This window comes from Bacteroides sp. 2_2_4 (assembly GCF_000157055.1).
GTDB lineage: Bacteria > Bacteroidota > Bacteroidia > Bacteroidales > Bacteroidaceae > Bacteroides > Bacteroides ovatus.
The window spans coordinates 66,522-79,587 of the sequence record NZ_EQ973368.1 but is presented as its reverse complement, the minus strand read 5'-3'; the positions used below and the strand labels follow the sequence as shown (position 1 = coordinate 79,587).

Below are 13,066 nucleotides of genomic sequence, written 5' to 3'. Positions count from 1 at the left end.
ATAAGATGGGAAATAAAAAACTTATACAGGCTTTAGCGCTGGCTACATTTTTAGGCATTACAACTACGGTCTTAGCACAAATAACAGAACGTCCCCGTCCTGTATCTTGGGAGCAGTTGGTGCCAGGTGCCCGATTTATGGATAGATTTCTGCCTATGCAAGGCAGTAGGTTAGTAGCTGATAGTTGGGGGGCTAAAGGGGTCAAGTTAAGATTGGCAGATAATGGAATAGAAAGTCGTATTTGGTCATTTTGGGGTGGAAACATCGTGAAGGCAGACGATGGGAAATACCATCTGATGGTTTGTGGATGGCTTGAAAGCTCACCTGCCGGTCATATGGAATGGTCAAGGTCTTATGTGTTCAATACCGTTAGCGATACTCCGTATGGACCTTTTGAGCTGCGCAATATGATAGGTCGTGGACACAACCCCGAAGTTTATCGTTTGCTTGACGGACGCTATGTACTCTATGTAATCGATGGATGCTATGTGACCGACAACTTGAACGGAAAATGGCAAAAGTCAAAACTCACTTTCGATTCGCGCGACCGCAACATAGTAGAAGGACTATCCAACCTATCGTTTGCGCGTAGGTCAGATGGCTCTTTTCTGATGGTGTGCCGTGGTGGTGGTATTTGGGTGAGTCGAGATGGCTTTCATTTCAGTCAGGTAAGCAATGAATCCGTCTACCCCAAGGTAGATGGTCGCTTTGAAGACCCTGTCGTTTGGAAAGATAGTGTGCAGTATAATTTGATTGTAAATGATTGGTATGGTCGCATAGCTTACTACCTTCGTTCGGCTAATGGTATAGATTGGACAACGGATGCAGGAGAAGCGTATATGCCGGGCATTGCCCGCCATGCAGATGGAAAAAAAGAAGATTGGTTTAAATATGAACGGCCTAAGGTCTTGCAAGATGAATATGGACGTGCTGTACAGGCCAATTTTGCAGTAATTGATACGCTCAAGTTTGCTGATGATGCCTGCGATAACCATAGCTCTAAAAATATAACCATCCCTCTCAATTCCGGTCTTCTGCTCCATGTTGAAGGAAATAAAAAAATCGACTGTATGTCTCGTGACATTCGTGTCAAGGTATCATCCGAAAAACATTTCGCTCCTTACAGCGATTTAGATATTGCTTCGCTCCGTCTGGGAGCTCCAACAGAAGTGGACTATGGACGAGGATGTCTGGTCAAGAAACACGAACGGGTGGGGAATGATTTGATACTTACTTTTGATGGAAAAGGAAATGGACTTACTTCCAACGATTTTGTTCTCAAACTTATAGGAAAGAAGAAAGACGGAAGCATTGCGTATGGCTATGCGCGATTGCCTCAGGCATCGGTTCACTCCCCTTTACTATCTGCTCGTGCTCCTCGTTTGACTGCCGATGGGAACTGCCGGATTACTGTTGAAAATTTTGGTCTTGAAACGGCAGAACCCAGCACCGTTTGCGTGGAATATACCGATGGAAAAGGACGTGGAAAAATGTTGGGTTCTGCTGAAGTGTCCGCTTTAAAGCCCTATGAATCAACAGAAGTGTACTTTAAGCCTGCTGTCTCCCTAACGTTAGGAAAGATGCAAGAGTTAGGAAAAGTATCGGTTATTTTGAAGCAACATCGCAAGGCTATAGGGCGTGCATTTATCACCCCTATCCATGCCCCCCAGATGCTTCAAGAAGCTACTACGTTGACTTCACCGAATGGGAAATTAACGGCCTCACTTTCCATCCCCACTATTTCAACAGGAAAGTGGGGAATAGCTTCGTTAGCTGTATCTTTCGCACATCAAGGACAAACACCTACTCAGTTGATGTCTGCCATTTCTTTGGGCTTAAAGACTAATCAAAGAGATTTCTCGCGACGCGTCTGGTTGATAGCGGTCTCAGATGAAAGGAAGATAACCGATGACTATGTGATGATTACTGGAAAACGAAGTCACTGTGTCAACCATGGAGTAGAACGAACCTACACCTTTGAAAACGACAAGAAGCAACTGTTACAGTTCACTCTGCGTGTATATAACGACGGAGTAGCTTTCCGTTATCAATTGCCACAACACATAGATGCTACCAAAGGAAAAACTGAAATTCTGTTGTCCGAACATACTACCTACAACATTCCTCAAGGAACTAAACGCTGGATGCAGACTTACGATCCTACAAGTTATGAACGGTTCTATCCCTTGATAACCGACGGATCACTTCCCAACGAATCAAAAAAGTTCGATTGGGGGTATCCGTCTTTGATTGAAGCAGCCCAGGAACAGTTTGTGCTCATTACGGAAGCTGGGTTACGTCGCGACCATGCTGCCAGCTATTTGAACAATAAGGTTAAGCCCCATCAATATCAGGTGACATATGGCGACAAGTCATTGCCAATAAAAGCAGGTTACACCTCGCCTTGGCGTGTGCTGATTACAGGAACGATGGCTGATATAGTGGAGTCCACTTTGGTTACAGATGTATCTGACCCCTCCGAAATGACGTCAACCGATTGGATAAAACCCGCACCTGCCTCATGGATCTACTGGGCTTATAATCACGGTTCCAAAGATTACAAAATTGTAAAAGAATATGCAGATCTTGCCGTGGATATGAAATGGCCCTATCTGCTTATTGATTGGGAATGGGATGTCATGGGTAATGGCGGTAATATTGACGATGCCTTGCGTTATTGCCATGAACATAAGGTGAGCCCTTTACTATGGTACAACTCATCTACCAATTGGATAGGGAAAGGCGCTCCAGGTCCGCTATACAAACTGAATACGCCCGATGCTCGTAGAAAAGAAATGACTTGGCTGAAGGAAAAAGGGGTGGCTGGAATTAAGGTAGACTTTTTCAAAGGAGATGATGTCAAGAGTGTAAACTATTATCTCGACTTGCTTGAAGAAGCGGCTCGCCAACGCTTGCTCATTACCTTCCATGGTGCAACTGTACCGCGCGGATGGCAACGCACTTATCCCCATCTGATGACAGTAGAAGCTGTGTATGGAGCAGAATGGTATAACAATGCCAAGAGATTAGGACCCCGTGCAGCAGCTCACAATTGTACCTTGGTCTTTACGCGCAATGTAATAGGTCCCATGGACTATACTCCAGGTACGTTTAGTGATAGCCAACACCCACATTTCACTACGCATGGCCATGAGTTGGCATTGCCTATCCTTTTTGAATCTGCTTTGCAGCATATGCCCGATCGACCATCTGTCTATCGTTCATTGCCAAAAGAAGTTAAGCAGTTGCTAAGCCAACTCCCTACCGCTTGGGACGAAACTCGTCTCTTGAATGGTTATCCAGACCATCATGTCGTGATGGCTCGTCGTAAAGGAAATGCTTGGTATGTGGCTGGGATAAATGGTACAGAATCTGCTCAAGAGTTAAAGATGAACTTGAAGCAGTTGGGGCTTGAAGGTCGTACAGCCACGCTGATGGCCGACGGGCAGACTCCACACAGCTTCCGTATTGAAACATTAAAGATCACTGCATCCATGCAAGTATCTACATTACCCCGAGGAGGTTTTGTTTTGCTTATCGATTGAGGCATGATTTTCCTTACCGGGGATTCCCGATGTGAAGAACTTGACATATCTGAGGTAGGATACAACGATAAACTTACTATAATCGTGTAGAGAAACACGGTGTGGAATCCGGGATATTTACAATTATGGTAGATTCTTTGCTTCAAAATATTTGTGGCTAGTGAAATTTTAATAATTATGGATATGCCATTCAAGTAGTGGTTAACATATATGAAAGTTAAGATAACAGATTTATTCAAAAAATGGTAGAAAGGATCTTTATAATAGAAAGTTCTGTAGAAACAGTGAATTGATATCGTTTTTGGGTAGATGAGAAACTGACAATTATAGAATTATTGTTGAGTAAAATTTAACAGAATCTATTTTTTTATGTTATAATGGATAAAATAAAGGATTTTCATAAACTCTCCTGGCTTCAGCGAATAGGTTTCGGCTCAGGTGACTTGGCACAAAATCTGATTTATCAGACAGTATGCATGTATCTGCTATTGTTTTATACCAACGTCTACGGCCTTAAGCCCGAAACGGTAGCTGTAATGTTTCTCATTGTCCGAATAGTGGACGTAATTTGGGATCCGCTGGTCGGTACTTTTGTTGATAAACATAATCCACGCCTGGGTAAATATCGTGCTTATTTGGTGCTTGCAGGTATTCCTCTTACCGGATTTGCCATTCTTTGCTTCTGGAATGGATTTTCGGGTAGTCTGGTTTATGCCTATATTACTTACGTGGGGTTGTCGATGCTCTATACTTTAATAAATGTGCCTTATGGAGCCTTAAATGCCTCACTGACCCGTGATACGAACGAGATCACGACACTGACCAGTGTGCGTATGTTTTTGGCTAACACCGGAGGATTGGCCGTGGCTTACGGTATTCCTAAACTGGTGGCCTGTTTATCACCTGACGGACTGACGAATACAGCAGCTAGTGCCGATGCATGGTTTGCCACAATGACTATTTACGGTATTGTAGGATTGTTGCTGCTGGTTTTCTGTTTCACACAATGTAAAGAGCGGGTGGTAATGGATGCGAAAGAAACGGAGAATGTGCAGGTGTCCGATCTTTGGACAGAGTTTCGTCGTAATCGCCCGCTACGCATTCTGGCCTTTTTCTTTATCACGGCTTTCGCTATGATGGCTGTGGGAAATTCGGCAGGATCCTATTATATGTTATATAATGTACACGGAACGAGCGACCAGATGGCCAATTTCATGGCTCTTGGTTCCATTCCGGCCTTTATATTCATGCCTTTGGTACCGTGGATCAAACGCAGGATAGGAAAACGTGCTATGTTTTCTGTGTTTTTGTCGGTGGCTATTATTGGAATGGCGTTACTCTACGTCATTTCGATGATACCATCATTGAAAAATCAGATATGGCTGGTTTATGTGGCTCAGTTTGTCAAATCTACAGGTGTCATCGTAGCTACAGGTTATATGTGGGCATTGGTTCCTGAAGTCATTTCGTATGGTGAATATACCACGGGTAAACGCATTTCGGGCATTGTGAACGCATTGACGGGTATTTTCTATAAGGCGGGTATGGCCCTTGGCGGTGTAGTACCCGGTTTGGTGTTGGCTTATGTAGGTTTCGACCAGAAGAATACCGTCAGCCAGTCCGCTTTTGCCGAACAGGGTATTTTATGGTTGGTAGCCGTAATTCCCGCTTTGCTGCTTTTGCTGGCCATGTTCATCATTTCGAAATATGAACTGGACGATATGACTGTTGAACGTATCAATAAAGAAATAGAGACAAGAACGAAAATTTAAAAATAGAATAGTAACTGATATGAAACAAAAAATGATTTTGGTACTGCTGATGATCACTATGCTGACTTCTTGCAGTACGGCAGGAGGAAATGACCATCAGGAAACTACACTGAGGTCTCTTTTCGGTGACCGCTTTCTGATTGGAACAGCCCTGAATACCGCCCAGATTATTGGGAGGGATACAGCCGCTTTACAGATTGTCCGTACCCACTTCAATTCGGTGGTAGCGGAGAACTGTATGAAATGTGAAGTGATTCATCCCGAAGAGAACCGATATGATTTTACTCAGGCTGACAAATTTGTGGAATTTGGTGAAAAGAACGGAATGGCTGTTATCGGGCATTGCCTCATTTGGCACTCACAGCTTGCACCCTGGTTTTGTGTGGACGATGCGGGCAATAATGTCACTCCCGAAATATTGAAGCAGCGTATGAAAGCCCATATTACGACAATTGTAAGCCGTTATAAAGGACGGATTAAAGGATGGGATGTCGTGAATGAGGCTATTGTAGAAGACGGTTCTTACCGCAAGAGTAAGTTTTATGAGATATTGGGTAAGGAATTTATCCCGTTGGCATTCCGTTATGCGCATGAGGCTGATCCGGATGCCGAACTCTATTATAATGATTATAATATGCATGTAGCGGGTCGCAGAAATACGGTGGTAGAACTGGTACATTCCTTGAAAACAAAAGGACTACGTATTGATGCCATAGGTATGCAGGGGCATATCGGCATGGATTATCCTGATATAAAAGAGTTTGAAAAAAGTATGCAGGTTTTTGCCAAAGCCGGTGTGAAGGTGATGGTTACGGAATGGGACATGAGCGCTCTGCCTACTATCAGCATGACGGCCAATGTATCGGATACGGCTGCATATCGGAAAGAATTGAATCCCTATCCAGTGGGATTACCCGATTCGGTATCTCAGGCATGGAATTTTCGTATGAAAATGTTCCTTGACCTTTTTGTGAAACATTCGAATTTCGTATCCAGAGTGACGGTATGGGGAGTAACAGACGAAGACTCATGGAAAAACAACTTTCCGGTACGTGGTCGACATGATTATCCGCTTCTTTTTGATCGTAACTATGAACCGAAACCGTTTGTGAAAGAACTGCTCTTTGATAAAAAATAAAATGATCTGTTTAATCTTCAATATAGACTAAATATGAAAAAAGAAATGAGATACCTGGTTCCGGGTGATTATATGGCAGATCCGGCCGTACATGTCTTTAATGGTAGGGTTTACATCTATCCCAGCCACGATTGGGAAAGCGGCGTAGAGGAGAACGATAATGGCGATCACTTTAATATGAAAGATTACCATGTCTTCTCTACTGACAACATAATGCATGGAGAAGTCACTGACCACGGCATTGTCCTGCAGGTAGAGGATATTCCCTGGGCAGGCCGCCAGTTATGGGATTGTGATGTGGCTGAGAAGGATGGAAAGTATTACATGTATTTTCCACTGAAGGATAAAAACGACATTTTTCATATTGGTGTGGCAGTTAGTGACAAACCGGAAGGTCCGTTTATTCCGCAATCTGATCCTATCAGAGGGAGTTACAGTATTGATCCCGCCATATTGGATGACGGTGATGGAAATTACTATATGTATTTTGGTGGTCTTTGGGGCGGGCAACTACAACGTTATCATAATAACAAGGCTATGGAGAGTGCCGCGTTTCCGGCTGACAACGAACCAGCCATTCCCGCACGGGTGGCCAGGCTAAGCCGAGACATGCTGGAATTTGCAGAGAAGCCCCGTCCGGTTGTGATTCTGGATGAAGAAGGCCGTCCATTAACCCAGGGGGATAACGGACGTCGTTTCTTTGAGGCGTCCTGGATGCACAAATATAAGGGGAAATATTATTTTTCCTATTCTACGGGAGATACACATCGTTTGTGCTATGCTGTGGGTGACAATCCCTACGGGCCGTTCACTTACAGAGGTGTGATCCTTACGCCAGTGGTAGGCTGGACCACTCATCATGCCATTATTGAATATCAGAACAAATGGTATTTATTTCATCATGATTGTGTGCCTTCGGGTGGGAAAACCTGGCTTCGTAGCCTGAAAGTAACGGAACTGGAATATGATATGGACGGTAATATAATTACAATAGATGGAGGAGCGTAGGGCTGGAACACTTCCGTTTTGATCCGGCAAGTTCTTTGTTGATTGTAGGGTTATTTGTCAGGATAACTAGACTACAGCTTGGTTGTCCGTTGATAATTATGTTTTGTAAAAAGACATGATATGGATTTTTCATGTCGGCGGATAAGCTAACGTGACCATGGTCATTCTACTGTCATGGGATATATTTTATTGTATCCTGTAAACAAACTGGGGACATTCCTTTTGTGTGCGCCATTAATAAATTATCAGAAGCAGAATGACTATAATGGTGTAATTGACGGGCGGGCAATGAGTGCTTGGTATGTTCAGGGCTATTATCTGCTTGTTATTTTCCTGAGTCGGTAAAACAGGAAAAGGAAGGGATAAAGAAAAACAAAACGAATCATGTGGCTGAAGTTTAAAATATTTTTAGGATATGCCATTTTAATGGTCCTGCTCGTCTGCACCATCGTGCTTTTCCGCCGTGAACAGATAAAACGGGGTAGCCTGCATCAGGATGAACGGGAGCTGGTCCATATCCGCAACCTGTCGCAACAGGCTTACGCTGGACTACTGGAACTGGCTACCTATGGGGAGACAGTCAGTGTCTGGGACGAGGATGACCTCAAGACGTACCAGGTAAACCGGTACAACGTCCGTGGAACTTTGCAGGAACTGAAACGGTATGTGAACACTCACAGGCAGCAGGCGTACATAGACTCTTTGTGCCTACTACTGGAAAGAAAGGAGCAGTTACTGGATACAATAATGGGCACGTTCAAGCATTTCCGAGAAGTAAACGAAATCGTGAGACGGAAGATTCCGCTGATAGCATCCCGCGTCCATCGTGATACGGAATCCTTGTCCAATGAAAAGGAAGAAGGGAAAAATGCCCAAAAGAGTTTCTGGATCTTCCTCAGGCGCAAGAAGACATCCGCCTATCGGGAACAGAAAGAAAAGATGGAACGTAGACGGGATATCCCAGCAGTCACCCGTATGCTCCATTCCTTGAACAGGGAGGTTACAGACAAGCAGACTGCCAAGCAGAAAAAACTGTTGGTGCAGATGGACAGCCTGTATGCCGGCAACGTGGCGCTGAATCGGAGGCTGCATGGTGTCGTCAAGGATTTCGAGACGGAAGCCTCCCAGCGTCTTGAAGAACGTTACAGGCATTTCCTATCCGCACGTGACCGATCGTTCCGTACAGCTTCCATCCTGGGCATCATCGTCTCATCGCTGACCATTATCCTGTACATTGTTGTGCATCGTGATATCAATGGTCGGAACCGCTACCAACGACAACTGGAAATCTCTAATAAGGAGAACAGGGAACTGATACAATCCAGAAAACGCATGATGTTAACTATCGCCCATGACTTGCGCTCACCCCTTGCCATCATCAGGGGGGCAGCGGAATTGCTGCCCGGTGAACAGGAAAGGGCTATGCAAGAGGAGTACGCTGGAAATATCCGGCATGCGTCAGACTATATGCTCTCACTGGTGGACACGCTGATGGACTTCTACCTGCTGGATACCGGACAGGTCCGGGAGAACGTCTCCATCTTCCGCCTGGAATCTCTGTTCAGGGAGATTGCGGACAACCACGCGCCACTGGTCAAAAAGAAGAGACTGCGGATGCTGACCCGTTTCTCCGGTATGGATGCGGTTGTCTGTAGTGACAGAGGGCATCTGCAGCAAATTGTGAACAACCTGCTCTCCAACGCCCTGAAATTTACCGTAAAGGGATACATCCGGCTGGAGGCGGCGTATCATGAAGGGGAACTGCGTATCAAGGTACAGGATACGGGAACAGGAATGAATGAAGGAGACAGACAGCGGATATTCGACGCGTTCGAGAGGCTGGACAATGCCCGCGGCATTTCCGGATTCGGGCTCGGCCTTGCCATCACCTCCCGTCTGGTCTCACAAATGGGAGGCTTTATCCGGGTGGAGAGTCGACCGGACGAGGGGAGCTGTTTCATTGTGCTGCTGCCCCTCCCCCTTGCCGACAGCAGTACCTTGAAAGAGGAGCCGCCGCTTCCGACCGGTTATCAGATGGAAGGGCTGCGTGTCCTCCTGCTTGACGACGACCCGAGACAGCTCTCCCTCACACGTGAGATGTTCAGACGTAACCGGGCCGAATGTGACTGCTGTACCGACTGCCGGAAAGTGGTGGATAAACTCCGGGAAAATGATTACGATGTCCTGCTTACCGACATCCGGATGCCCGACATGGACGGGTTCGAACTGCTGGGATTGCTGCGATCGTCCAACATAGAAAGGGCGAGGAGGATTCCGGTCATAGCCCTGACAGCCGACGTGGAGTCGGAAGCTGAATACCTTTCCGGAGGGTTTGCCGGATACGTCCGCAAGCCTTTCCGGATGGAGGAACTGATGGAGCTCATCTACCGGAGTGTCGGCAGGGACAGGCAAACGGCATGGTGGCCGGACTTCTCCCTGATCCTCTCGGGAGAGGATGACAGGGCGGGGATGCTTGATGTCTTCATCTCGGAAAGCCGCAAGGACCTTGACCGGCTACGCAAGGCGCTGGAAAAGAATGACCGGCTGGCGGTCCGGGAGATCCTGCACAAGAATCTTCCTCTATGGACAAGCGTCCACCTTGACTATCCGGCAGAGAAACTACGCGCCATCATACTGTCTGAACCGAAACTCTGGACGGAAGAACGGATAAAGTGCATCCGTGAAATAGGGGAAGCCGCTGAAAGGCTGATTGCTTGTGCGGAAAACATGAAGAGGAACATAAGACAGGAAAATGAAATGAGACACTTATGAAAACCATATTGATTATAGAGGATGACGTTGTCTTCGGCCGTAGTATCGGCAACTGGCTGAGGAAGAAAGGAATGGACATCACCCATGTGGGCACGCTCTCGGCGGCCCGCAAGGAACTCCAGACAAAGGAGTTCGATCTCGTCCTGGCCGACCTGCGCCTGCCTGACGGCAACAGTACGGAGTTGTTGGAATGGATGAACGGGAAATACTGTTCTGCCCCGTTCTTTATCATGACTAATTACGGTCAGGTGGAGAATGCGGTGGAAGCCATGCAACAGGGGGCCGTCAATTACCTCTGTAAGCCGGTACAACCGGAAAGGCTGTTGGAAGCCATTGAAAAAGTATTTAACCGTCCGAGGCATGACGGAACGGAGTTCTATCGTGGTGAAAGTGAAAAGGCGCGCGAGATGTACCGGCAGATAGGTCCGGTAGCCCGTTCCGACATGTCCGTACTGCTTCGTGGTGCATCGGGCACGGGCAAGGAACATATTGCCGCCGAGATTCATGAACAGAGCCTGCGCAGGAACAAACCTTTCATAGCCGTGGATTGCGGGGCCGTAACTGACGGACTTGGCGGGAGCGAGTTTTTCGGCCACCGTAAGGGTTCGTTCACCGGAGCGGACAGTGACAGGGTGGGACTTTTTCATGCGGCGGAAGGCGGCACGCTGTTCCTGGATGAAATCGGGAACCTCACTCTCGTAAACCAGATGAAACTGCTGCGCGCCCTGCAGGAGAAGCGTTATCTGCCGGTCGGAACGGTAAAGGAACGCCCTTTTGACGTCCGTCTGGTCGCCGCCACCAACGCGGATCTGGAGAGGGCCATAACGGAAGGGCGGTTCCGTGAAGACCTGTACTACCGGCTGAACGAGTATACCATCCGGGTACCGTCACTCTCGGAATGCAGGGAGGACATCCTTCCGCTCGCCGGATTCTTCCTGAAGCATTTCTCTGTAAAGTACCGTAAGGAGATCCACGGCTTCGAGAGGCTGGCGGTCGCCGCATTGCAACAATACGCCTGGCCGGGGAATATCCGGGAACTGAAGAATACGGTCCAACGCGCGGTCGTGTTTGCCAAGGGGGGATGGATATCCGTAGAGTCACTGAAACTGGACCTGGGTATGAGACAGGATAAGGTGGCGGTCCTGTCGGAAGAGGAGAAGGAAAAGCAGCTGATTCTTGCCACGCTTGAGAGAACCGACGGGAATCGTGCCCGTGCGGCCCGGATACTCGGTATTAGCCGGACATCCCTGTATGACAAGCTGAAAAAATACGATATCCTCTGACGAAGGATGGCCGGTTCTACGATACCCTTTGTCGCGAAACCGGATATTATCAACATCCGTTATTTGCATTTCCGCCCGCTTCGGGATATGTTTGCCGGGAGATATGAATGGCATTTCAGGGAGCTCTCCCAAAATAGAAGCCCCTGTTCCATGGGCACTCCGCTGCATGATACGGACCAGTTGTGTATCCTGTTGACGGAAACCGTCCCCTGAGAATGGTATGTCCATGCACATCCCTTACAAAAGGTGTACGCTTGCCTTACAATTTTGTAAAGCAGTGTACGCCTTTTGTGTTTACATTCTACGGCCGGGCTTTTGTTTTATCTGGCTGGTATTCATTCTGTTAACCGACAATATACCCCAAACGGTTATCTCCGGCATCATATTCGTCCTTGCATTTTCGCCGGAAGGCACCATTGTCAAACCAAGAAAATGAACAGCATGAGAACACTGACGACACACCGCCTGCTGGACTGCTTCCGGGAAGCGGTCTTGGAAAGAAACACCGTTTCAGAAAACATATTGTCATCCTCCTATGATGAGTTCCTTGACTACCTGCTACGACTTGCAAAGGGTGAAATGCCTCTTCTTGAAAGACTCAGACACCTATACTATCTGGAACTGGAATTGGACACCTGCCTGAGCATGGCAAAGGAGATACCCGGAAAGTATCTGCATATCTGTCTGACGAAAGCTGCGGCTCTTGTCAAGACGGAAATCGGACTACTTCACTTTTCCATAGAACATCCCGAATACTGCACAGTCCCTTCCCTTACGAAAGGTAAGGGACCGGATCTGCCCCCGCTTTACTGGAAGGGTTCTCTTGTCAATCTGATGGAACTGATCGCCTCACTGGATTATTCCGGATTGGTTACGGACGGTACAGGAAACCGACAGTCATTCGCTTCACTGGTGACGGCATTCGAGTCGTTCTTCCATGTCAACCTTCCCAAACCTTACGACCTGCGTGCGGATCTTGCCCGACGTAAGAAAAGCCTCTCGGTGCTGCTTCCAAAACTCCGGGAAACCTTTGAAAAGAATATCGTGAACTGCGGAATCGGGAAGTGAGCAGAGAGTAAAAATCCCCCTGTCACAAATAGTCATCTCCTGTCAGTTGTAGTCACTTCCCGATTTTAGGTTCGTATGAATATTATCACTTATTTTGCTGCCGAATAAATGAAACACTTAAAAGTATGGCAAAGATCAGTAATACGCGCAAGCCTGTGCAGGCTGACAAATCAGGCAAATGAAGAGGCGGACGAACTCCCAAGGAGGAATCCCAGCTTCATTCCTACTATTATGGTTTCCGCCTGGACGAATTCCAGAACATCGAGTTCGAAAGACTTTTCGAGAACTCGGGAGCCAAAAACAAATCCCAGTTCATCCTTTCCGCCCTCTTTGACAAACCGATGAAAGTCGTAAAGATCGACAAGGCGGCAACGGACTACTACATCAAGCTGACCAACCTGCAAAGCGAATACCGCCGCATAGGTGTGAACTATAACCAGGCGGTCAAGGCCCTGCATACCAGGCTCTCCGAGAAGAAAG

The 13,066-nt window shown here is 47.0% G+C and carries 7 protein-coding genes and 1 pseudogene; all 8 read left to right on the top strand.

Translation table 11 applies throughout. The features are described 5' to 3' along the window. Positions 1–5 precede the first annotated feature (5 nt). The gene (locus BSCG_RS29090; protein ID WP_083793680.1) at positions 6–3,545 is read left to right on the top strand and encodes a glycoside hydrolase family 97 catalytic domain-containing protein; all 3,540 of its coding nucleotides are present in this window, start codon (positions 6–8) and stop codon (positions 3,543–3,545) included. A 377-nt stretch (positions 3,546–3,922) separates the two neighbouring features. Beyond that, entirely contained in the window at positions 3,923–5,317 is a 1,395-nt protein-coding gene (locus BSCG_RS04655; protein ID WP_004297806.1) for an MFS transporter, read from the top strand. 19 nt (positions 5,318–5,336) lie between these two features. After that, the gene (locus tag BSCG_RS04660; protein WP_008777116.1) at positions 5,337–6,455 is read left to right on the top strand and encodes an endo-1,4-beta-xylanase; all 1,119 of its coding nucleotides are present in this window, start codon (positions 5,337–5,339) and stop codon (positions 6,453–6,455) included. 33 nt (positions 6,456–6,488) lie between these two features. After that, a complete protein-coding gene (locus tag BSCG_RS04665) occupies positions 6,489–7,463 on the top strand; it encodes a glycoside hydrolase family 43 protein (RefSeq protein WP_008777115.1) in 975 nt (324 codons plus the stop codon). A 384-nt stretch (positions 7,464–7,847) separates the two neighbouring features. After that, positions 7,848–10,235, top strand: a complete 2,388-nt coding sequence (locus BSCG_RS04670; RefSeq protein ID WP_008777114.1) for a hybrid sensor histidine kinase/response regulator — start codon at positions 7,848–7,850, stop codon at positions 10,233–10,235. Continuing rightward, on the top strand, positions 10,232–11,518 hold the full coding sequence (locus tag BSCG_RS04675) for a sigma-54-dependent transcriptional regulator (protein ID WP_008777113.1): 1,287 nt from the start codon (positions 10,232–10,234) through the stop codon (positions 11,516–11,518). Before BSCG_RS04670 ends, BSCG_RS04675 begins: the two co-directional genes overlap by 4 nt. 441 nt (positions 11,519–11,959) lie before the next feature. Further along, on the top strand, positions 11,960–12,586 hold the full coding sequence (locus BSCG_RS04680) for an RteC domain-containing protein (RefSeq protein ID WP_032849740.1): 627 nt from the start codon (positions 11,960–11,962) through the stop codon (positions 12,584–12,586). 197 nt (positions 12,587–12,783) lie between these two features. Beyond that, positions 12,784–13,066 (top strand): annotated as a pseudogene (locus BSCG_RS30630) (hypothetical protein); the annotation flags it as partial.

Excerpts from the sequence above, each read along its gene's own strand:
- BSCG_RS29090 (WP_083793680.1), top strand. The coding sequence starts at position 6 with ATGGGAAATAAAAAACTTATACAGGCTTTAGCGCTGGCTACATTTTTA.
- BSCG_RS04655 (WP_004297806.1), top strand. The coding sequence starts at position 3,923 with ATGGATAAAATAAAGGATTTTCATAAACTCTCCTGGCTTCAGCGAATA.
- BSCG_RS04660 (WP_008777116.1), top strand. The coding sequence starts at position 5,337 with ATGAAACAAAAAATGATTTTGGTACTGCTGATGATCACTATGCTGACT.
- BSCG_RS04665 (WP_008777115.1), top strand. The coding sequence starts at position 6,489 with ATGAAAAAAGAAATGAGATACCTGGTTCCGGGTGATTATATGGCAGAT.
- BSCG_RS04670 (WP_008777114.1), top strand. The coding sequence starts at position 7,848 with ATGTGGCTGAAGTTTAAAATATTTTTAGGATATGCCATTTTAATGGTC.
- BSCG_RS04675 (WP_008777113.1), top strand. The coding sequence starts at position 10,232 with ATGAAAACCATATTGATTATAGAGGATGACGTTGTCTTCGGCCGTAGT.
- BSCG_RS04680 (WP_032849740.1), top strand. The coding sequence starts at position 11,960 with ATGAGAACACTGACGACACACCGCCTGCTGGACTGCTTCCGGGAAGCG.